At 60.3% G+C, this 20,132-nt stretch carries 34 protein-coding genes; 32 read left to right on the top strand and 2 right to left on the bottom strand.

Features of this window, described 5'->3' with window-relative positions; all coding sequences use genetic code 11:
• The 32 genes from FFS21_RS12980 to dsbD form a co-directional block, all read left to right on the top strand.
• A partial coding sequence (locus tag FFS21_RS12980; RefSeq protein WP_502705172.1) for an EF-Tu C-terminal domain-related protein occupies positions 1–159 on the top strand: 159 nt, incomplete at its 5' end.
• 81 nt (positions 160–240) lie between these two features.
• The gene (rpsJ, locus tag FFS21_RS12985) at positions 241–549 is read left to right on the top strand and encodes a 30S ribosomal protein S10 (RefSeq protein ID WP_006160488.1); all 309 of its coding nucleotides are present in this window, start codon (positions 241–243) and stop codon (positions 547–549) included.
• Positions 550–900: 351 nt separating this feature from the next.
• Entirely contained in the window at positions 901–1,545 is a 645-nt protein-coding gene (rplC, locus tag FFS21_RS12990) for a 50S ribosomal protein L3 (RefSeq protein WP_137925256.1), read from the top strand.
• A gap of 12 nt (positions 1,546–1,557) precedes the next feature.
• Complete coding sequence (gene rplD, locus FFS21_RS12995) at positions 1,558–2,178, top strand: 50S ribosomal protein L4 (protein WP_130393152.1); 621 nt, start codon at positions 1,558–1,560, stop codon at positions 2,176–2,178.
• Entirely contained in the window at positions 2,175–2,489 is a 315-nt protein-coding gene (gene rplW / locus FFS21_RS13000) for a 50S ribosomal protein L23 (RefSeq protein WP_006576245.1), read from the top strand. The genes rplD and rplW overlap by 4 nt, the downstream gene beginning before the upstream one ends.
• A gap of 2 nt (positions 2,490–2,491) precedes the next feature.
• On the top strand, positions 2,492–3,322 hold the full coding sequence (gene rplB, locus FFS21_RS13005) for a 50S ribosomal protein L2 (RefSeq protein ID WP_137925257.1): 831 nt from the start codon (positions 2,492–2,494) through the stop codon (positions 3,320–3,322).
• Positions 3,323–3,344: 22 nt separating this feature from the next.
• Positions 3,345–3,620 carry a 30S ribosomal protein S19 gene (gene rpsS / locus FFS21_RS13010; RefSeq protein WP_137925258.1) on the top strand — a complete coding sequence of 92 codons (276 nt, stop codon included), beginning with the start codon at positions 3,345–3,347 and terminating at the stop codon, positions 3,618–3,620.
• Positions 3,621–3,629: 9 nt separating this feature from the next.
• Positions 3,630–3,959, top strand: a complete 330-nt coding sequence (gene rplV, locus FFS21_RS13015; RefSeq protein ID WP_137925259.1) for a 50S ribosomal protein L22 — start codon at positions 3,630–3,632, stop codon at positions 3,957–3,959.
• Positions 3,960–3,968: 9 nt separating this feature from the next.
• A complete protein-coding gene (gene rpsC / locus FFS21_RS13020) occupies positions 3,969–4,766 on the top strand; it encodes a 30S ribosomal protein S3 (RefSeq protein ID WP_092602196.1) in 798 nt (265 codons plus the stop codon).
• A 2-nt stretch (positions 4,767–4,768) separates the two neighbouring features.
• Positions 4,769–5,185, top strand: coding sequence for a 50S ribosomal protein L16 (rplP, locus tag FFS21_RS13025; RefSeq protein WP_006160465.1), 417 nt, complete (start codon positions 4,769–4,771; stop codon positions 5,183–5,185).
• Between the two features lie 10 nt (positions 5,186–5,195).
• Positions 5,196–5,390 (top strand): 50S ribosomal protein L29, encoded by a 195-nt coding sequence (rpmC, locus tag FFS21_RS13030; RefSeq protein WP_137925260.1) that lies wholly within the window; start codon positions 5,196–5,198, stop codon positions 5,388–5,390.
• On the top strand, positions 5,387–5,665 hold the full coding sequence (gene rpsQ / locus FFS21_RS13035; RefSeq protein WP_008642939.1) for a 30S ribosomal protein S17: 279 nt from the start codon (positions 5,387–5,389) through the stop codon (positions 5,663–5,665). Before rpmC ends, rpsQ begins: the two co-directional genes overlap by 4 nt.
• Positions 5,666–5,936: 271 nt before the next feature.
• Positions 5,937–6,305: a 50S ribosomal protein L14 gene (gene rplN / locus FFS21_RS13040; protein WP_006576237.1), complete on the top strand. Its 369-nt coding sequence runs from the start codon at positions 5,937–5,939 to the stop codon at positions 6,303–6,305.
• A 9-nt stretch (positions 6,306–6,314) separates the two neighbouring features.
• Positions 6,315–6,623, top strand: a complete 309-nt coding sequence (rplX, locus tag FFS21_RS13045; RefSeq protein WP_137925261.1) for a 50S ribosomal protein L24 — start codon at positions 6,315–6,317, stop codon at positions 6,621–6,623.
• Positions 6,624–6,648: 25 nt separating this feature from the next.
• Positions 6,649–7,191, top strand: a complete 543-nt coding sequence (gene rplE / locus FFS21_RS13050) for a 50S ribosomal protein L5 (RefSeq protein WP_019451027.1) — start codon at positions 6,649–6,651, stop codon at positions 7,189–7,191.
• 9 nt (positions 7,192–7,200) lie between these two features.
• Positions 7,201–7,506: a 30S ribosomal protein S14 gene (gene rpsN / locus FFS21_RS13055; RefSeq protein ID WP_008642942.1), complete on the top strand. Its 306-nt coding sequence runs from the start codon at positions 7,201–7,203 to the stop codon at positions 7,504–7,506.
• A 27-nt stretch (positions 7,507–7,533) separates the two neighbouring features.
• Positions 7,534–7,929: a 30S ribosomal protein S8 gene (gene rpsH / locus FFS21_RS13060; protein ID WP_130393148.1), complete on the top strand. Its 396-nt coding sequence runs from the start codon at positions 7,534–7,536 to the stop codon at positions 7,927–7,929.
• Between the two features lie 9 nt (positions 7,930–7,938).
• Positions 7,939–8,472, top strand: coding sequence for a 50S ribosomal protein L6 (gene rplF / locus FFS21_RS13065; protein ID WP_137925262.1), 534 nt, complete (start codon positions 7,939–7,941; stop codon positions 8,470–8,472).
• Positions 8,473–8,483: 11 nt separating this feature from the next.
• Positions 8,484–8,840, top strand: coding sequence for a 50S ribosomal protein L18 (gene rplR / locus FFS21_RS13070; RefSeq protein WP_061956591.1), 357 nt, complete (start codon positions 8,484–8,486; stop codon positions 8,838–8,840).
• Between the two features lie 21 nt (positions 8,841–8,861).
• Complete coding sequence (gene rpsE, locus FFS21_RS13075; protein WP_006160449.1) at positions 8,862–9,380, top strand: 30S ribosomal protein S5; 519 nt, start codon at positions 8,862–8,864, stop codon at positions 9,378–9,380.
• A gap of 10 nt (positions 9,381–9,390) precedes the next feature.
• On the top strand, positions 9,391–9,573 hold the full coding sequence (gene rpmD / locus FFS21_RS13080; RefSeq protein WP_008642953.1) for a 50S ribosomal protein L30: 183 nt from the start codon (positions 9,391–9,393) through the stop codon (positions 9,571–9,573).
• A gap of 19 nt (positions 9,574–9,592) precedes the next feature.
• Positions 9,593–10,027: a 50S ribosomal protein L15 gene (rplO, locus tag FFS21_RS13085; protein WP_137925263.1), complete on the top strand. Its 435-nt coding sequence runs from the start codon at positions 9,593–9,595 to the stop codon at positions 10,025–10,027.
• Between the two features lie 49 nt (positions 10,028–10,076).
• Positions 10,077–11,420 (top strand): preprotein translocase subunit SecY, encoded by a 1,344-nt coding sequence (gene secY, locus FFS21_RS13090; protein WP_137925264.1) that lies wholly within the window; start codon positions 10,077–10,079, stop codon positions 11,418–11,420.
• A 30-nt stretch (positions 11,421–11,450) separates the two neighbouring features.
• Positions 11,451–11,669 (top strand): translation initiation factor IF-1, encoded by a 219-nt coding sequence (infA, locus tag FFS21_RS13095; protein ID WP_010812378.1) that lies wholly within the window; start codon positions 11,451–11,453, stop codon positions 11,667–11,669.
• Positions 11,670–11,700: 31 nt separating this feature from the next.
• Positions 11,701–11,817 (top strand): 50S ribosomal protein L36, encoded by a 117-nt coding sequence (gene rpmJ / locus FFS21_RS13100; protein WP_008642959.1) that lies wholly within the window; start codon positions 11,701–11,703, stop codon positions 11,815–11,817.
• Between the two features lie 19 nt (positions 11,818–11,836).
• Positions 11,837–12,202 (top strand): 30S ribosomal protein S13, encoded by a 366-nt coding sequence (gene rpsM, locus FFS21_RS13105; RefSeq protein ID WP_010812377.1) that lies wholly within the window; start codon positions 11,837–11,839, stop codon positions 12,200–12,202.
• A 24-nt stretch (positions 12,203–12,226) separates the two neighbouring features.
• The gene (gene rpsK, locus FFS21_RS13110; protein WP_130393144.1) at positions 12,227–12,628 is read left to right on the top strand and encodes a 30S ribosomal protein S11; all 402 of its coding nucleotides are present in this window, start codon (positions 12,227–12,229) and stop codon (positions 12,626–12,628) included.
• Positions 12,629–12,911: 283 nt separating this feature from the next.
• Positions 12,912–13,535, top strand: coding sequence for a 30S ribosomal protein S4 (gene rpsD, locus FFS21_RS13115; protein WP_137925265.1), 624 nt, complete (start codon positions 12,912–12,914; stop codon positions 13,533–13,535).
• Between the two features lie 175 nt (positions 13,536–13,710).
• Positions 13,711–14,691: a DNA-directed RNA polymerase subunit alpha gene (locus FFS21_RS13120; RefSeq protein ID WP_019451037.1), complete on the top strand. Its 981-nt coding sequence runs from the start codon at positions 13,711–13,713 to the stop codon at positions 14,689–14,691.
• 160 nt (positions 14,692–14,851) lie between these two features.
• Positions 14,852–15,247: a 50S ribosomal protein L17 gene (gene rplQ, locus FFS21_RS13125; protein ID WP_137925266.1), complete on the top strand. Its 396-nt coding sequence runs from the start codon at positions 14,852–14,854 to the stop codon at positions 15,245–15,247.
• 107 nt (positions 15,248–15,354) lie between these two features.
• Positions 15,355–15,744 carry a divalent-cation tolerance protein CutA gene (gene cutA / locus FFS21_RS13130; RefSeq protein ID WP_137925267.1) on the top strand — a complete coding sequence of 130 codons (390 nt, stop codon included), beginning with the start codon at positions 15,355–15,357 and terminating at the stop codon, positions 15,742–15,744.
• Between the two features lie 45 nt (positions 15,745–15,789).
• The gene (gene dsbD, locus FFS21_RS13135; RefSeq protein ID WP_249359364.1) at positions 15,790–17,751 is read left to right on the top strand and encodes a protein-disulfide reductase DsbD; all 1,962 of its coding nucleotides are present in this window, start codon (positions 15,790–15,792) and stop codon (positions 17,749–17,751) included.
• Between the two features lie 12 nt (positions 17,752–17,763).
• Here the strand turns inward: dsbD and FFS21_RS13140 are convergent, their stop codons facing one another.
• Together FFS21_RS13140 and hemB are read right to left on the bottom strand one after the other, a co-directional pair.
• Entirely contained in the window at positions 17,764–19,023 is a 1,260-nt protein-coding gene (locus FFS21_RS13140) for a magnesium transporter CorA family protein (RefSeq protein WP_137925269.1), read from the bottom strand.
• A gap of 24 nt (positions 19,024–19,047) precedes the next feature.
• Positions 19,048–20,040, bottom strand: a complete 993-nt coding sequence (gene hemB, locus FFS21_RS13145) for a porphobilinogen synthase (protein WP_137925270.1) — start codon at positions 20,038–20,040, stop codon at positions 19,048–19,050.
• Between the last annotated feature and the right edge of the window lie 92 nt (positions 20,041–20,132).

A 20,132-nucleotide genomic window follows, 5' to 3' on the forward strand; every position in this document is an offset into this window, starting at 1 on the left:
GAGCTGCCGCAGGACAAGGAAATGGTCATGCCGGGTGACAACGTGTCGATCACCGTCAAGCTGATCGCCCCGATCGCCATGGAAGAAGGCCTGCGCTTCGCTATCCGCGAAGGCGGTCGTACCGTCGGCGCCGGCGTTGTGGCAAAGATCCTCGACTAAGCACAACCTTTTTGGGGCATGCCTGCGGGCATGTCCCTTATAATCTGGGCGCTTCGCCCATCGCTCTTTTAAGGAACAATCATGCAGAACCAGAAGATCCGTATCCGCCTGAAGGCTTTCGACTATCGCCTGATCGACCAGTCGGCCGCCGAAATCGTGGATACCGCCAAGCGTACCGGCGCGATCGTCAAGGGCCCGGTGCCCCTGCCGACTCGTATCCAGCGCTTCGACATCCTGCGTTCGCCGCACGTCAACAAGACCAGCCGCGATCAGTTCGAGATCCGCACCCACCAGCGCCTGATGGACATCGTCGATCCGACGGACAAGACCGTCGACGCGCTGATGAAGCTCGATCTGCCGGCAGGCGTGGACGTCGAGATCAAGGTATAAGTATGTGTCGGGCCAGGCTTCTGGCCTGATTCAGCAAGACGGCGAACGCAAGTTCGCCGTTTTTGTTTTCCAAATCGTCGCATGGTGTGCGAATAGTACGGAAAGCTACAGCATCGGCACGCAAAGTGCCGGATTCGGCGCCGTTTCCGACCCACAGGCGCAAGACCGTCGAGGAAAAGCGCGCCACCGCTTGCCCTTTCCAAATTGCTGTGGTATGTTGCAAGGCTACCCATTAATCCGGGTAGTGGGGGCCATTTTGGTCACGCGCAATCCTTTTCGCGCAACCCGCACTCACACAGTTTTCGTGTATCAATCAGCCCCGGCCAATCGCAGCTGGGAATGGAGCAAACCATGAGCCTTGGCCTTGTAGGTCGCAAGGTTGGCATGACCCGTATTTTCACGGACGACGGTGATTCGATTCCCGTTACCGTGGTCGAGGTCGGCGACAACCGCGTGACGCAAATCAAGACGGACGAGACCGACGGTTATACCGCGGTTCAAGTCACTTTTGGCAGCCGACGCGCAAGCCGTGTCACCAAGCCGCTGGCGGGTCACCTCGCCAAAGCCGGCGTGGAAGCTGGCGAAATCATCAAAGAATTCCGCATCGATGCAGCCAAGGCTGCCGAGCTGCAAGCTGGCGGCTCGATTTCTGTCGACCTGTTCCAGGTTGGTCAGAAGATCGACGTGCAGGGTGTGACGATTGGTAAGGGCTATGCCGGTACCATCAAGCGCCACCACTTCGCATCCGGTCGTGCCACCCACGGTAACTCGCGTTCGCACAACGTGCCGGGTTCCATCGGTATGGCGCAGGATCCGGGCCGCGTGTTCCCGGGCAAGCGCATGACGGGCCACCTCGGTGACGCTACCCGTACCGTGCAAAACCTCGAGATCGCCAAGATCGACGCAGAGCGCAAGCTGCTGCTGGTCAAGGGCGCCATCCCCGGTTCCAAGGGCGGCAAGGTCATTGTGACCCCGGCCGTCAAGGCCAAAGCTTAAGGAGCGCATGTAATGGAACTCAAGCTCCTCCAGGACAACGGTCAGATCGGTGCTGGCGTTACCGCCTCGCCCGAAGTGTTCGGCCGCGACTACAACGAAGCCCTGGTTCACCAGATCGTCGTTGCCTATCAGGCCAATGCTCGCAGCGGTAACCGCAAGCAGAAGGACCGCGAAGAGGTCAAGCACACGACGAAGAAGCCGTGGCGCCAGAAGGGTACGGGCCGTGCTCGTGCCGGTATGTCGTCCTCGCCTCTGTGGCGTGGCGGTGGCCGTATCTTCCCGAATTCGCCGGAAGAAAACTTCAGCCAGAAGGTCAACAAGAAGATGTTCCGTGCCGGTATGCGCTCGATTTATTCGCAGCTCGCACGTGAAGGTCGTATCAACGTAGTGGACGGTTTCGCTGTCGACGCGCCCAAGACCAAGCTGCTGGCCGACAAGTTCAAGGCCATGGGCCTGGACTCGGTGCTGATCATTACCGACAGCCTCGACGAAAACCTCTACCTGGCTTCGCGCAACCTGCCGAACGTGGCAGTCGTGGAGCCGCGTCATGCTGATCCGCTGTCGCTCGTGCACTACAAGAAAGTGCTGGTGACGAAGGCAGCTGTCGCGCAGATCGAGGAGTTGCTGAAATGACGCAAGTAGCCAAGAACGATCATCGTTTGATGCAGGTGCTGCTCGCGCCGGTGGTTTCCGAAAAGGCAACCCTGGTAGCCGACAAGAACGAACAGGTTGTGTTCGAAGTGGCTCGCGATGCCAACAAGGCAGAAGTGAAGGCCGCCGTCGAACTGCTGTTCAAGGTCGAGGTGCAGTCCGTTCAGATCCTGAACCAGAAGGGCAAGCAAAAGCGCTTTGGCCGCTTCATGGGCCGTCGCAATCACGTCAAGAAGGCATACGTGTCGCTGAAGCCGGGTCAGGAAATCAATTTTGAAGCGGAGGCCAAGTAATCATGGCACTCGTCAAGACCAAGCCGACATCCCCGGGCCGTCGCTCGATGGTGAAGGTCGTTAATCGCGACCTCCACAAGGGTGCCCCGCACGCACCGCTGCTGGAAAAGCAATTCCAGAAGTCGGGTCGCAACAACAACGGTCATATCACCACCCGCCACAAGGGCGGTGGTCATAAGCACCACTACCGCGTGGTCGACTTCAAGCGCAACGACAAGGACGGCATCGCCGCCAAGGTCGAGCGTCTGGAATACGATCCAAACCGTAGCGCGAACATCGCCCTGGTGCTGTTCGTCGACGGTGAGCGTCGCTACATCATCGCCACGAAGGGCATGGTTGCTGGCCAGGCTCTGATGAACGGCTCGGAAGCGCCGATCAAGTCGGGTAACAACCTGCCGATCCGCAACATCCCGGTCGGTACCACGATCAACAACGTGGAAATGCTGCCTGGCAAGGGTGCGCAGATCGCGCGCGCTGCTGGTGGGTCCGCAGTGCTGATGGCTCGTGAAGGCCTGTACGCTCAAGTGCGTCTGCGCTCCGGTGAAGTGCGTCGCGTGCATATCGAATGCCGCGCCACCATCGGTGAAGTGGGCAACGAAGAGCACAGCCTGCGCGTGATCGGCAAGGCCGGTGCAACGCGCTGGCGCGGTATTCGCCCGACCGTTCGCGGTGTGGTGATGAACCCGGTGGACCACCCCCACGGTGGTGGTGAAGGCAAGACTGCTGCTGGTCGTGATCCGGTTTCGCCGTGGGGTACCCCGGCCAAGGGTTACCGCACTCGCAGCAACAAGCGCACGGACAGCATGATCGTCCAGCGCCGCCACAAGCGCTAATCGGTAGGTAGGAGCTAAAGATATGACTCGTTCCGCAAAAAAGGGTCCGTTCTGCGACGACCACCTGCTGAAGAAGGTGGAAACGGCGGTGAGCGGCAAGGACAAGAAGCCCATCAAGACTTGGTCGCGTCGTTCGACCATTCTGCCGGACTTCATCGGCCTGACGATCGCTGTGCACAACGGCCGTCAACACGTGCCGGTGTACGTGACGGAAAACATGGTTGGCCACAAGCTCGGTGAATTTGCGATTACTCGCACGTTCAAGGGCCACGCGGCTGACAAGAAAGCGAAGAGGTAAGGTGCCATCATGGAAGTGAAAGCGATTCATCGCGGTGCCCGCATCTCCGCCCAGAAAACGCGTCTGGTTGCTGACCAGATCCGCGGTCTGCCGATTGAGCGCGCTCTGAACATCCTGGCCTTCAGCCCGAAGAAGGCTGCCGGGATCGTGAAGAAGGTCGTCGAATCGGCCATCGCCAACGCCGAGCATAACGAAGGCGCCGACATCGACGAACTGAAGGTCACTTCGATCTTCGTCGACAAGGCCACTTCGCTCAAGCGCTTCACTGCGCGTGCAAAGGGCCGCGGCAACCGCATCGAGAAACAAACCTGTCACATCACTGTGACGCTCGGCAACTAAGGAGTCACGATGGGACAGAAGATTCATCCGACTGGCTTCCGTCTGGCCGTCAGCCGTAATTGGGCTTCGCGTTGGTACGCCAACAACACGAAGTTCGCCGGCATGCTGAAGGAAGACATCGAAGTTCGAGACTTCCTGAAGAAAAAGCTGAAGAACGCATCGGTTGGCCGCGTGGTCATCGAGCGTCCGGCCCGTAATGCACGCATCACCATTTACAGCTCGCGTCCGGGCGTGGTGATCGGCAAGAAGGGTGAGGACATCGAACTGCTCAAGGCCGAGCTGCAACGTCGCATGGGTGTGCCCGTGCACGTGAACATCGAAGAAATCCGCAAGCCGGAAACCGATGCGCAGCTGATTGCCGATTCGATCACGCAGCAGCTCGAGCGCCGCATCATGTTCCGTCGCGCCATGAAGCGCGCGATGCAGAACGCCATGCGTCTGGGTGCACAAGGCATCAAGATCATGAGCTCGGGCCGTCTGAACGGTATCGAAATCGCACGTACCGAGTGGTACCGCGAAGGCCGTGTGCCCCTGCACACCCTGCGCGCCGACATCGACTACGGTTTCTCGGAAGCCGAAACCACCTACGGCATCATCGGTGTCAAGGTGTGGGTCTACAAGGGTGATCACCTGGGCCGCAATGACGCGCCTGTGGTGGAAGAGCCGCAAGAAGACCGTCGTCGTCGTCCGGGTCGCCCGGAAGGCCGCCGCCGTGAAGGCGAAGGTCGTCCGTCGGGCAACCGCCGCGGTGGTGCCGGTGCTGGTCGTCGTGCTGCGCCAGGCGCAGACGCGAAGAGTGGAGAATAACAATGCTGCAACCGAAGCGTAGGAAGTATCGCAAGGAGCAGAAGGGCCGCAACACGGGTAAAGCTACCCGTGGCAACGCCGTGTCTTTTGGCGAGTTCGGCCTGAAGGCAATGGGCCGTGGCCGTCTGACCGCTCGTCAGATCGAGTCGGCACGTCGTGCGATGACCCGTCACATCAAGCGTGGCGGCCGCATCTGGATCCGGATCTTCCCGGACAAGCCGATTTCGAAGAAGCCTGCCGAAGTCCGTATGGGTAACGGTAAGGGCAATCCGGAATACTACGTGGCTGAAATTCAGCCGGGCAAGATGCTGTACGAAATGGACGGCGTGACGGAAGAGCTGGCACGTGAGGCGTTCCGCCTCGCGGCCGCCAAGCTGCCGATCGCCACGAATTTCGTGGTGCGTCAGGTCGGTACGTAAGGAGATTGGGATGAAAGCATCCGAACTGCGCGGCAAGGACGCCGCAGGCCTGAACCAGGAGCTCTCCGAGCTGCTGAAGGCTCAATTTAGCCTGCGCATGCAAAAGGCCACCCAACAGCTGCAGAACACCAGCCAGCTGAAGAAGGTGCGCAAGGACATCGCGCGCGTGCAAACCGTGCTGAACGAGAAGGCAGACGCGAAATGACTGAAGCTGCGAAGACTGAAACGTCGCTTCGCCGGACCCTCGTGGGCCGTGTCGTGAGCGACAAGATGGACAAGACCGTGACGGTCCTGATCGAAAACCGCGTCAAGCACCCTCTGTACGGCAAGTACGTGCTGCGTTCGAAGAAGTACCACGCACACGACGAAGCCAACCAGTACAAGGAAGGCGACAAGGTCGAGATCCAGGAAACCCGTCCGCTGTCGCGGACCAAGTCCTGGGTTGTTTCCCGGCTGGTAGAAGCTGCACGCGTCATCTAAGTACAACAGTACTGAGTTGACTTGCAAGTCCAGGATTGTGTTGCTATAATCCTGGACTTCCGCTTTATTGCATCCGCCCAAGCAGCATCACCCGGGTGGGTCTGTATAGCGAGCCAGAGCCTGGCATCCTGAAGTCTGGGGTGTCGGCACTACCGACTTCCAAGTTGATCAACCCAAACGGCGCTGGCGCAATGCCTGGCTCCGACGGGACCAAGACTGACCGGCGGCCTTCATTTGAGGGACTGGCGGATTAAGTTGGGAAGATAACACCATGATTCAGACAGAAAGCCGGCTCGAAGTGGCCGATAACACTGGTGCGCGCGAAGTGCTGTGCATCAAGGTACTGGGTGGGTCCAAGCGCCGCTACGCGAGCGTGGGCGACATCATCAAGGTTACCGTGAAAGACGCAGCTCCCCGTGGCCGCGTGAAGAAGGGCGACATCTACAACGCCGTTGTCGTGCGTACCGCCAAGGGCGTGCGCCGCGCGGACGGTTCGCTCGTCAAGTTCGACGGCAATGCTGCTGTCCTGCTGAACAACAAGCTCGAGCCGATCGGCACCCGTATCTTCGGGCCGGTAACTCGTGAACTCCGTACCGAGCGCTTCATGAAGATCGTGTCGCTCGCTCCGGAAGTGCTGTAAGGAGCCGCCATGAACAAGATTCGCAAAGGCGACGAAGTCATCGTGCTGACCGGTAAGGATAAGGGCAAGCGCGGTGTCGTCCAGGCAGTGCAAGGCGACAAGCTCGTGGTTGACGGTGTGAACGTTGCGAAGAAGCACGCTCGCCCGAACCCGATGCTGGGTACCACCGGTGGCGTGGTCGACAAGCTGATGCCGCTGCATATTTCCAACGTTGCGCTCGTGGATGCCAATGGCAAGCCGTCGCGTGTCGGTATCAAGGTCGAAGACGGCAAGCGTGTGCGCGTGCTGAAGACGACCGGTGCCGTCCTGGCCGCTTGATTCTGGGCACAGATAGGAGTTGAGCATGACAGCACGTCTGCAAGAGTTTTACAAAGAACAAGTTGTGCCGGCGCTGATGAAGCAGTTCGGCTACAAGTCGGTCATGGAAGTGCCGCGTTTCACCAAGATCACCCTGAACATGGGTCTGGGTGAGGCCATCAATGACAAGAAGGTCATTGAACTGGCCGTTGGCGACCTGACCAAGATCGCGGGTCAGAAGCCCGTGGTGACGAAGGCCAAGAAGGCCATCGCCGGCTTCAAGATCCGTCAGGGCTACCCCATCGGTGCGATGGTGACCCTGCGCGGTGAGCGCATGTTCGAATTCCTCGATCGTTTCGTGACCGTGGCCCTGCCGCGCGTGCGTGACTTCCGTGGTGTGTCGGGCCGTTCGTTCGACGGTCGTGGCAACTACAACATCGGTGTGAAAGAGCAGATCATTTTCCCCGAAATCGAGTACGACAAGATTGACGCACTGCGTGGTCTGAATATCAGCATCACGACGACGGCTAAGAACGACGAGGAAGCCAAGGCTCTCCTGAATGCGTTCAAGTTCCCGTTCCGTAATTAAGGGGTAACCGTGGCTAAATTGGCTCTGATTGAACGTGAGAAGAAGCGCGCAAAGCTCGTGGCGAAGTACGCCGACAAGCGCGCAAACCTCAAGGCCATTATCGACGACCAAGAGAAGTCGGAAGAAGAGCGTTATCTGGCGCGTCTCGAGCTGCAAAAGCTCCCGCGCAACGCTAACCCGACTCGCCAGCGTAACCGCTGCGCGATCACCGGTCGTCCCCGCGGTACCTTCCGCAAGTTTGGCCTGGCGCGTAACAAGATCCGCGAGATCGCCTTCAAGGGCGAAATTCCGGGTCTGACGAAAGCCAGCTGGTAATTACGCACAGGCTACAGGAGAAACAGTATGAGCATGAGCGATCCTATCGCCGATATGCTGACGCGCATCCGCAACGCTCAAGGCGTGCAGAAAGCGTCGGTGGCCATGCCCTCGTCGAAGCTGAAGGTTGCGATCGCCAAGGTCCTCAAGGACGAAGGCTATATCGACGACTACTCGGTGGCGGAAGATGGCGGCAAGGCGCAATTGACCATTGGTCTGAAGTACTACGCCGGTCGTCCGGTTATCGAACGCATTGAACGCGTCTCGAAGCCCGGCCTGCGCGTGTACAAGGGCCGCAGCGACATCCCCCAAGTGATGAACGGCCTGGGTGTGGCGATCATTTCGACCCCGCAGGGTCTGATGACCGACCGCAAGGCACGTGCCACTGGCGTGGGCGGTGAAGTTCTCTGCTACGTCGCGTAAGGAGCAAACATGTCCCGTGTAGGTAAGGCTCCCATCGCGCTGCCGAAAGGCGCTGAAGTGAACGTGGCGGCTGGCGTGCTCTCCGTGAAGGGCCCGCTGGGTACGCTGTCCCAGCCGATTCACAGCCTGGTGAAGGTCAACGTTGCCGAAGGCAACCTGACGTTCGAACCGGCCGACGAATCGCGTGAAGCTAACGCCCTGCAAGGCACCATGCGCGCCCTGGCGGCAAACATGGTCAAGGGTGTGACCACCGGTTTCGAGCGCAAGCTGAACCTGGTTGGCGTGGGTTACCGCGCTCAACTGCAAGGCTCCGCGCTGAAGCTCCAGCTTGGTTTCTCGCACGATGTGATTCACGAAATGCCGGAAGGCGTAAAGGCTGAAACGCCGACGCAGACCGAGATCGTGATCAAGGGTGCTGACAAGCAGAAAGTCGGTCAGGTTGCCGCGGAAGTTCGCGCATACCGTCCGCCTGAGCCCTACAAGGGCAAGGGTGTTCGTTATGCCAACGAGCGCGTCATCCTGAAGGAAACCAAGAAGAAGTAAGGGGTCCAATGATGAACAAGAAAGACGCTCGTTTGCGCCGTGCACGTCAGACCCGCGCCAAGATCGCGGAACTGAAGATCAATCGTCTGACCGTGTTCCGTACGAATTCGCATATTTACGCTCAGGTGTACTCGCCGTGCGGCACGCAAGTGCTGGCTTCGGCTTCGACCGCCGAGGCAGAAGTGCGCAAGGAACTGACTGGCAGCGGTGCTACCGTTGCCGCCGCCACCCTGGTGGGCAAGCGCGTTGCCGAGAAGGCAAAGGCTGCTGGCGTGGAAACCGTTGCGTTCGATCGCGGCGGCTTCCGCTTCCACGGTCGCGTGAAGGCCCTGGCTGATGCCGCGCGTGAAGCCGGCCTCAAGTTCTAAGCGCTCAGAGAGAGATACGTCATGGCAAAGATGCAAGCAAAAGTCCAACAGGACGAACGCGACGACGGCCTCCGCGAGAAGATGATTTCGGTCAACCGTGTCACCAAGGTGGTGAAGGGTGGTCGTATCCTCGGTTTCGCTGCGCTGACCGTGGTTGGTGACGGCGATGGCCGCATCGGCATGGGCAAGGGCAAGGCCAAGGAAGTTCCGGTAGCCGTGCAGAAGGCAATGGACGAAGCCCGTCGCAAGATGGTCAAGGTCTCGCTGAAGAACGGCACGCTGCAGCACGAAGTCGTTGGCAAGCACGGCGCCGCAAAGGTGCTGATGATGCCCGCCAAGGAAGGTACCGGTGTTATCGCTGGTGGTCCGATGCGCGCGATCTTCGAAGTAATGGGTGTGACGAACGTTGTGACCAAGTCGCACGGTTCGACGAACCCTTACAACATGGTTCGCGCCACCCTCGATGGTCTGCAAAAGATGAGCACGCCGGGCGAAATCGCCGCCAAGCGTGGCAAGTCGGTTGAAGACATCCTCGGCTAAGGTGAACGAAATGTCGCAGAAAACCGTAAAAGTGCAACTCGTGCGCAGCCTCATCGGCACGCGCGAGGATCATCGCGCCACCGTACGTGGCCTGGGCCTGCGTCGCCTGAACTCCGTTTCGGAGCTGCAGGACACGCCCGCCGTGCGCGGCATGATCAACAAGGTCTCGTACCTGGTGAAGGTTCTGGCCTGATCAGGACTCGGAGAGCAACATGCAACTTAACAACCTGAAACCGGCTGACGGTTCGAAGCACGCCAAGCGTCGCGTCGGCCGCGGTATCGGCTCCGGCCTGGGCAAGACGGCTGGTCGCGGTCACAAGGGTCAGAAGTCGCGTTCGGGCGGCTTCCATAAGGTTGGCTTCGAAGGCGGTCAAATGCCGCTGTATCGTCGTCTGCCGAAGCGTGGTTTTACCTCGCTGACCAAGGCCTTCAACGCCGAAGTGACCCTGCGTGACATCGAACGCCTGGAAGCTGCTGAAGTGGACCTGCTGGTCCTGAAGCAAGCTGGCCTGGTGGGCGAACTGGTCAAGAACGCAAAGGTCATCAAGGCCGGCGAGCTGACGCGCAAGGTAACGATCAAGGGTCTGGGTGCCACCGCTGGTGCCAAGGCTGCGATCGAAGCCGCGGGCGGCCAAGTCGAAGCGTAATTTACGCATAGCATTCGCAGCATAGGCGAAGTCACAGTCGGAGCATCGTTTGGCCACGGCGAAACCCAATGCAAGCTCGCAGGCCAGGAACACAGCTAAGTACGGCGATCTCAAGCGTCGGCTGATGTTCCTGGTGCTGGCTCTGATCGTCTACCGCATCGGTGCACATATTCCGGTGCCGGGGATTGATCCGGACCAGCTTGCGAAGCTTTTCCAGAGTCAGTCGGGTGGCATCCTCGGGATGTTCAACCTGTTTTCGGGCGGTGCGCTGTCGCGCTTTACCGTCTTCGCGCTCGGCATCATGCCGTACATCTCGGCGTCGATCATCATGCAATTGCTGACGATCGTGTTGCCGCAGCTGGAAGCGCTGAAGAAGGAAGGGCAGGCGGGGCAACGCAAGATCACGCAGTACACGCGTTACGGTACGGTGATCCTCGCTACGTTCCAGGCGCTGTCCATCGCGGTAGCGCTGGAGTCTCAGCCGGGTCTGGTCATCGATTCGGGGCTGATGTTCCGGGCGACGGCCGTGATCACGTTGGTGACCGGTACGATGTTCCTGATGTGGCTGGGTGAGCAGATCACCGAGCGAGGTCTGGGCAACGGTATCTCGATCATCATCTTCGGCGGTATCGCGGCGGGGCTTCCCAATGCGATCGGCGGGCTGTTCGAACTGGTTCGTACGGGGTCGATGAGCATCATCGCGGCAATTTTCATCGTCGCGATCGTGATCGGTGTGACGTTCGCTGTGGTCTTCGTGGAGCGCGGCCAGCGAAAGATTCTGGTGAACTATGCCAAGCGTCAGGTCGGCAACAAGGTGTACGGCGGTCAGTCGTCGCACCTGCCGCTGAAGCTGAACATGGCAGGGGTGATTCCGCCGATCTTTGCATCGTCGATCATTCTGTTCCCGGCGACGATTGCAGGCTGGTTCACGTCGGACTCGACGGGGTCGGTGGGGCGGGTCATCAAAGACCTCGCCGCAACGCTGTCTCCCGGCCAGCCGGTGTATATCCTGCTGTATGCGACTGCGATTGTTTTCTTCTGCTTCTTCTACACGGCTCTTGTGTACAACAGTCGGGAAGTGGCAGATAACCTGAAGAAAAGTGGAGCCTTCATTCCGGGCATCCGTCCGGGCGAGCAAACGACGCGCTATATCGACAAGATCCTGGTGCGCCTGACGCTGGCTGGTGCGATTTACATCACACTGGTCTGCCTGTTGCCGGAATTCCTGGTGCTGCGCTGGAACGTTCCGTTCTACTTTGGCGGAACCTCGCTGCTGATCATCGTGGTCGTCACGATGGACTTCATGACGCAGGTGCAGTCCTATGTCATGTCGCAGCAGTACGAGTCGCTGCTGAAGAAGGCGAATTTCAAGGGTAACCTGACCTTGCGCTGACAAAGCCGGGGTTGGTGGATTGCACCAGGTATGGCAAAAGACGACGTCATCCAGATGCAAGGGGAGGTCCTGGAAAATCTCCCCAACGCGACGTTCCGCGTCAAGCTTGAGAATGGCCATGTAGTACTCGGACATATCTCCGGCAAGATGCGAATGAACTACATCCGGATTCTTCCGGGTGACAAGGTGACGGTTGAGCTGACTCCATATGATCTGTCACGCGCACGGATCGTCTTCCGGACGAAGTGAAGCGAACAGGAATTGAAGGAAGAGGAAAATCATGAAAGTGCTGGCTTCTGTGAAGCGCATTTGCCGCAACTGCAAAATCATCAAGCGCAACGGTGTCGTGCGCGTGATCTGCTCGTCGGATCCCCGCCACAAGCAACGCCAAGGCTAATCGGAAAGAGGATTGACGAATGGCACGTATCGCAGGGGTTAACATCCCGAACCATAAGCACACCGAAATCGGTCTGACGGCCATTTATGGTGTCGGCCGCTCGCGCGCCCGCAAGATTTGCGAGGCTACCGGTGTACCGTTTGACAAGAAGGTCAAGGATCTGACCGACGCCGACCTGGAAAAGCTTCGTGACGAAGTGGGCAAGGTCACGGTCGAGGGTGACCTGCGTCGTGAAACCACGATGAACATCAAGCGTCTGATGGACCTTGGTTGCTATCGTGGCATGCGTCACCGCAAGGGTCTGCCGATGCGCGGTCAGCGTACCCGCACCAATGCACGTACTCGCAAGGGTCCGCGCAAGGCCGGCGTGGCACTGAAGAAGTAAAGCCGAAGGCATAGGAAGAATCGAATGGCAAAAGGTCCGAATAACGCCGCTCAGCGCGCGCGTAAGAAGGTCAAGAAGAACGTTGCCGACGGCATCGCACACGTCCACGCTTCGTTCAACAACACCATCATCACGATCACCGATCGCCAGGGCAACGCCCTGTCGTGGGCAACTGCCGGTGGCCAAGGCTTCAAGGGTTCGCGTAAATCGACCCCGTTCGCAGCCCAGGTCGCAGCAGAAAATGCCGGTCGCGTGGCGCAAGACCAGGGTATCAAGAACCTGGAAGTGCGCATCAAGGGCCCGGGTCCGGGTCGCGAATCGGCTGTCCGCGCGCTGAACGCGCTCGGCATCAAGATCGCTATCATCGAAGACGTGACGCCAGTGCCGCACAATGGCTGCCGTCCGCCGAAGCGCCGCCGTATCTAAGCGTCGAGGCTAACCGGAGGTGAGGTTGGGGGCTTTCCCCCAAACTCCGGTACTGTGGTAGTATCGCGCGTTGACCTGCTGCAAGTTCATTGCGGCAGGTTTTCGTTTTGCGCTCGCACAAACGAAAGCGTAGCTTTCATGCGGGCGATATCGTCATGCTTTTGCGTTGCCTCCGCTTGCCTTGGTGCTGGCGGATGAAGAACCATAAGCCCACCGTCTGTCACACAGGTGACGGACTCGCGGCGCGTCCTGATGGCGTCGCGATCGATCAAAGGAAGATAAAGTGGCACGTTATACCGGCCCGAAGGCCAAACTTTCCCGCCGCGAAGGCACTGACCTGTTCCTGAAGAGCGCACGCCGCTCGCTGGCTGACAAGTGCAAGCTGGACAGCAAGCCGGGCCAGCATGGCCGCACGTCGGGCGCCCGTACGTCGGACTATGGCAACCAACTGCGCGAAAAGCAGAAGGTCAAGCGCATCTATGGTGTGCTCGAGCGCCAGTTCCGCCGCTACTTTGCCGAAGCCGATCGCCGCAAGGGCAACACGGGTGAGAACCTGCTGCAACTGCTGGAATCGCGTCTGGACAACGTCGTGTATCGCATGGGCTTCGGCTCGACCCGCGCTGAAGCGCGTCAGCTGGTGTCGCACAAGGCGATTCTGGTGAACGGTCAGACCCTGAATGTCCCGTCGGCCCAGATCAAGTCGGGCGATGTCGTGACGATCCGCGAACAATCGAAGAAGCAAGTCCGCATCGCCGAGTCGCTGTCGCTGGCCGAGCAATCGGGCTTCCCGACCTGGGTGAATGTCGATTCGAAGAAATTCGAAGGCACGTTCAAGCAAGTCCCGGATCGCGCCGATATCTCTGGCGATATCAACGAAAGCCTGATCGTCGAACTGTATTCGCGTTAATCGCGGACCGGTACTCGCACGGTTTAGCGCTTGCCTTTCGTACAAGGCTTCGCTTTCAGCCCGACGCGCTCTGTGGCGCGTCGGGCTTATTGCCCATCATGCGATGGGCTTTTTCAGGTTCCAAACGTCAGCCTTATCGGTGTAACGAGCCGAGGGTATTGAAAAGGACAACCTAATGCAAACAGCACTCCTCAAACCTAAAATCATCGCCGTCGAACCGCTGGGCGACCACCACGCCAAAGTCGTGATGGAGCCGTTTGAGCGCGGTTATGGGCATACGCTTGGTAACGCCCTGCGTCGCGTCCTGTTGTCGTCGATGGTCGGCTATGCCCCGACTGAGGTCACGATCGCTGGGGTGGTCCACGAGTACTCCACTATTGATGGCGTGCAGGAAGACGTCGTCAATCTGCTCCTCAATCTGAAGGGCGTGGTATTCAAGCTCCACAACCGCGACGAAGTCACGGTCTCGCTGCGCAAGGACGGTGAAGGCATTGTTACGGCTGCCGACATCGAGCTGCCGCACGACGTCGAAATCATCAACCCGGGTCATGTCATTGCTCACCTGTCCGCAGGCGGGAAGCTGGACATGCAGATCAAGGTCGAGCAAGGCCGCGGCTATGTGCCGGGCAACGTGCGCAAGTTTGGTGATGAATCCGGCAAGGTTATTGGCCGCATCGTCCTGGACGCATCGTTCTCGCCGGTTCGCCGTGTGTCGTACGCCGTGGAATCGGCGCGTGTGGAACAGCGTACCGACCTGGACAAGCTCGTGATGAACATCGAAACCGACGGCGTCATCTCGCCGGAGGAAGCGATTCGTCAATCGGCACGTATCCTGGTCGACCAACTGTCGGTGTTTGCCGCGCTGGAAGGCACGGAATCGGCTGCCGAGGCTGCTTCGAGCCGCGCACCGCAGATCGATCCGATCCTGCTGCGCCCGGTGGACGATCTCGAGTTGACGGTGCGCTCGGCCAACTGCCTGAAAGCCGAAAACATCTACTACATCGGCGACCTGATCCAACGTACCGAGAACGAACTGCTCAAGACCCCGAACCTGGGTCGCAAGTCGCTCAACGAGATCAAGGAAGTCCTGGCTTCGCGTGGTCTGACGCTCGGCATGAAGCTCGAGAACTGGCCGCCCGCAGGTCTGGAGAAGTAATTGACGGTGCGGAACGGCCGCGAGGCGGTTCCGCATGTCATTCGCGTCCCGTGCAATGTCGTACGGGGCTTGGAAGCACTACCGGCCCGCGCCGTAGCTGCGTTGTGCATGCGGCGGCGATAGAAGAGCTGGTCAAACACTGTAATCGAAAGGAATCATCATGCGTCACCGTCATGGTTTGCGGAAACTGAACCGCACCTCGTCGCACCGTCTCGCGATGCTGCGCAACATGTCCAACTCGCTGTTCCAGCACGAGCTGATCAAGACCACGCTGCCGAAGGCCAAGGAACTGCGCAAGGTTGTCGAGCCGCTCATCACGCTGGCCAAGAAGGATACCGTTGCAAACCGCCGTCTGGCATTTGCCCGTCTGCGCGACCGCGACATGGTCACGAAGCTGTTCAACGAACTGGGCCCGCGTTACAACGCTCGCCCGGGCGGCTACACCCGTATCCTGAAGTTCGGCTTCCGTCAGGGCGACAACGCGCCGATGGCACTGGTCGAGCTGGTGGATCGTCCGGAAATCACGGAAGCCCCGGCTGACGAAGCCGCGGAATAAGTGAAAGCCGTAGCCCGTCGCTGACGGGTTATCGGACACCGCACTACAATCGAGCCAGGCAATTGCCTGGCTCTTTTGTTTTGTGCGCGCCACACGACCCATTCGTCATGAAAGATTCAGAATCTGCTTATGTTGTATCGCTTGCGGACCCGTCAGAATCGGTCTGGATGGCGATGACCAACCTGCCCGATGAAGCCTCCGCGATGCGGGTGGCGCGCGCAGTGCTCGAGGCTCGCGTGGCGGCGTGCGTGAACCGGCTGGCGCCCTGCCAGTCGGAGTACTGGTGGCAGGGCAAGCTGGAGCAGGCGCAGGAGTACCCGTTGCTGATCAAGACGACAGCGGGCCAATACGCGGTGCTTGAAGCCGTCATTAGCGCAGTGCACCCGTACGACGTGCCAGAGGTCGTGGCGTGGCCGCTGGCGGCCGGATTGCCGGCCTATCTGGGCTGGGTCCGGAGTGAGGTCACAGGCAGCGTGGCAGTGCCTCCTACAAACTGAACGGAATGATTCATGGGAATGTCGGGTAACTGGGTGGATGCAAGCATGCCGAAGGGTGCGACGTCATTTTTCGCACGGCAAATCCTGCGTCATATCGCCGCACGGTCGGCTACGTTGCTGATTGCGATGTTTGCGACGTGGGTCTGCCTGTTCGCGTGGAACCCGGCACACGCAGCGAGCGAGGATGACTTCCTGCCGCCCGAGCAGGCATTCCGTTTTTCCGCAAAGCAGCTCGATCCGAAGACTGTCGAGATCCGATTCGACGTTGCCGATGGCTACTACCTGTACCGGGAGCGTTTCGCGTTCGCCGCGAAGCCGCAGGATGTCAGGCTCGGTAAGCCCGAATTGCCGCAGGGGAAGGTGCATTTCGACGAGACCTTCGGCAAGGACATGGAAACGTACCGCGGTGCGGTGGTGATCAAGGTGCCTGTGGAACAGGCGCCCTCGGATGGGCAATGGAGCCTTGTGGTGACGTCGCAAGGCTGTGCCGACAAGGGCCTGTGCTACCCGCCCATGGAGAGTGTCTACAAGGTTGGCGGCTCGGTACTGGGCAAGCTGTTTGGCGATCGCAATGCGGCACCTCGGTCCAGCCCAGGCGAGTCCAACGCGGATACGGCGAGTGGTTCCTCCGCTCAGTCGGACGTACCCACATCAGCGGGCGCGACGGTGAAGCGCAGCCTGACGGCGGACGACGGTGATCGAATCGCCGGAGCGCTCGCCACGCGCAACCTTGCCTTGATTGGCGGGTTGTTCTTCGGCCTCGGGCTGCTGCTGACCTTTACGCCTTGCGTGCTGCCCATGGTGCCGATCCTGTCGTCGATCGTCGTGGGCGAGCATGTGACGCGCGGACGGGCTTTCATCGTTTCGCTGGCCTATGTGCTTGGCATGGCCGTCGTCTATACGGCGGTTGGTGTGGCGGCAGGTCTGGCTGGCGAAGGACTGTCGGCTGCGCTGCAGACGCCATGGGTGTTGGGCGCCTTTGCGTTGCTGATGGTCGCGTTGTCGCTATCGATGTTTGGTTTGTACGAACTGCAACTACCGCAACGCTGGCAGACTGGTCTGACAGCTACCTCGAATCGGCGCCAGGGCGGACAGATCGCCGGCGCCGTGGCGATGGGGGCCATCTCGGCACTGATCGTTGGACCATGCGTCACTGCGCCGCTCGCTGGGGCACTGGCCTATATCGCTCAGACGGGCGATGCGCTGACCGGTGGTGCTGCGCTGCTGGCAATGGCTCTTGGCATGGGGGTGCCGCTAATTCTGGTGGGCGTGGGTGCGGGCAACCTGCTGCCGCGCGCCGGCAAGTGGATGGAGGCCACCAAGCGCTTCTTCGGATTCATGCTGTTGGGACTGGCGATCTGGATGGTCACACCCGTGCTGCCGTCGTGGATCGTGATGCTCGCATGGGCGGCGTTGCTGATCGTGGCGTCGGTATATCTCGGCGCGTTCGACGCACTCGCACCGGATGCGCGCGGTCTGCTGCGGCTTGGCAAGGGACTCGGTCTGGTCGCTGCGCTGGCCGGTGCAATCCAGGTCGTGGGCGTGGCTTCGGGCGGGCGCGATCCGCTGCAGCCGCTTTCGCATATCGGTGCCGTGTCGGGCACGGTGGGCAGTACGCCAGGCAAGGGCGAAGTCAGATTCGAGCGTGTACGTAGCGTCGCAGAGCTTGACGCGCGCGTGGCGCAAGCGGCGGCTGCGGGACGTCCGGTATTGCTCGATTTCTATGCGGACTGGTGCGTGAGTTGCAAGGAGATGGAGAAACTGACGTTTCCCGATCCCAAGGTGCGGGCCCGCCTTGCCAACGTCGTGTTGCTGCAGGCCGATGTGACGGCGAACAATGCCGACGACAAGGCGCTGCTGAAGCGCTTCGGCCTGTTTGGGCCGCCGGGCATCATCATGTTCGGCGCCGATGGTCGGGAGCGACCAGTGCGCGTGATCGGCTACCAGTCGGCCAATCGCTTCCTCGATAGTCTCGAGCGCGCACTCGGCAAGACGCCGCAGACCTGAGCGGTCAACTTCCTATCGATCCAGCCACCGGCCAAGTCCCCAGATTCCGCCGATCGTGGCAACCACGGCGCCCATCAGCCCGATGGTCCACCAGAAGCCATTGGTCTCCTGCAGCCACGGCATGCGCGCGAAGTTCATGCCGAAAATGCCGGTGATCAACGTCAGCGGCATGAACAATGCGGTGATGATGGTGAGTGCCCGCATCGTGCGATTGGTACGATGTGCCACGGCGGAAAAATGAATCTGCACGGCCGACTCGATCGAGTCCTCCAGCCGTCGCGCATGGGCGAGCACGCGCAGGATGTGCTCCATCAGATCGGTCAGGCGCACGAGCAGCACTTCATCGCGACTGGCCGTTGTGGCGTTCTCACCATCCTCGGTGCTGTAGCGATTGTCCAGCAGGCTGTCGCGAAACTCCTGTAGCGCATCGCGTTGCTCCTCGCTCAGGTGCTCAAGCCGGCGTAGCTGGATGCGGGCGTCGAGCAACCCTTCCCAACTGGAGAAGCTCCGGCGCGTGCTGAGCAGCGCGCGCTGCCAGCGATCGAGTTGGCGGGTCAGTGGCGCCCGCAGATCCAGGTAACGATCGACCATGGCATTGAGCAGCCGCAGCATCAAGTCTTCAGGCCGCGTAGGCGGGCGCACGCCATGCACCAGCGCACTGATACCGTTGGCACGCGGTGCGGCGATGCGTGGCGCACCGCAGGTATCGAGCAGCCGTTGCCGGACCTGATCGACCGTACGCGACGGCGACGGCCGTACGGTCACCAGCACGGTGTCGAATACGAAGAAAGTGATTGGCTGGGTGTCGATCCTCGCCAGCGCGGGCAGGAAGCCGGGTGCGTACTTGCGAGCTGCCTTCTGAGGCGCCGGCATTGGCGTTACCGGTGTTCCTGACGGCTCGACCGCGGTGGGCGTGGCGCCCGAAGATGCCTGCGCGGCGGCATCGCCTGCATGCTCCGCTTCCTCTTCCGCAAACTGCCGACTGGTTTCAAACGTCAGCTTGCGGAAGATGACCATGTCGTACGCATTGGTCGTATCGAAGAACGACGGATGCGCCGGATTGGTGGCGTCGGAGAGGTGCAGGTCGAGGATCGGTGCACCTGTCAGCGCCACAAGGTTGTCACGCCACGCGGCAGGCGCAGCAGTGACTTCTTCCGTGGCGAAATCCGCCCAGACAAAACGCGCGGCCGCATTGTCAGCCAGGAAGTCACGCGCCGCGTCCAGCGTGGCCAGCGGATGCACCTGGCTGGCCGAGAACCCAAGTAGTTGCATGCAGGCGATATCGGGGCCGGAGCCTCAGGCCGTCAACAGACGCGCCGCATCGCGGGCGAAATAGGTGAGGATGCCATCGGCACCGGCTCGGCGGAATGCGAGCAGCGACTCCATCATGACCTTGTCGTGATCGAGCCAGCCGTTCTGCGCAGCGGCTTTCAGCATCGCGTATTCGCCGCTGACCTGATAGACATAGGTCGGATAGCTGAACTCGTCCTTCACACGGCGGACGATATCGAGATACGGCATGCCCGGCTTCACCATCACCATGTCCGCACCTTCCATGATGTCCTGGGCCACTTCGCGCAGGGCTTCATCGGTGTTGGCCGGGTCCATCTGGTAAGTCATCTTGTTGCCCTTGCCCAGATTGGCGGCCGAGCCTACCGCATCGCGGAACGGGCCGTAGAACGCGGAGGCATACTTGGCCGAATACGCCATGATGCGTGTATGGATGTGGCCCGCCTCCTCGAGCGCGGTACGGACTGCGCCGATGCGGCCGTCCATCATGTCGGACGGTGCCACGATGTCCACGCCGGCTTCGGCCTGGACCAGTGCCTGTTTCACGAGAAGCTCGACGGTGATGTCGTTGATCACGTAGCCGTTCTCGTCGAGCACGCCGTCCTGGCCGTGGCTCGTGTACGGGTCGAGCGCCACATCGGTCAGCACGCCCAGTTCGGGGAAACGATCCTTTAGCGCGCGCACGGCGCGGGGCACCAGGCCGTCGGCGTTGGTGGCCTCGATGCCGTCCGGCGTCTTCACGGACGGATCGATGACGGGGAACAAGGCGATCACGGGGATGCCGAGCTTGACGCAATCTTCGGCCACGGGCAGCAGCAGGTCCACCGAGACGCGCTCGACACCGGGCATCGACGCCACCGCTTCGCGCTTGTTCTGGCCTTCCAAGATGAACACCGGATAGATCAGATTGTCAGGCGACAGGCGGTTTTCTCGCATCATCCGGCGCGAAAAATCGTCGCGGCGCATGCGGCGCGGGCGGTACTCGGGGAAAGTGGACATGGCTGAATCTAGGGGAGTGAGTCGGGGGACAAATGCGCGACGCAAGTCACCAGAACCTCTCGCGGCCGGTGACCCGGAAACAGCGTCGAAAG

It is taken from the genome of Cupriavidus sp. 2SB, from assembly GCF_005503625.1.
GTDB lineage: Bacteria > Pseudomonadota > Gammaproteobacteria > Burkholderiales > Burkholderiaceae > Cupriavidus.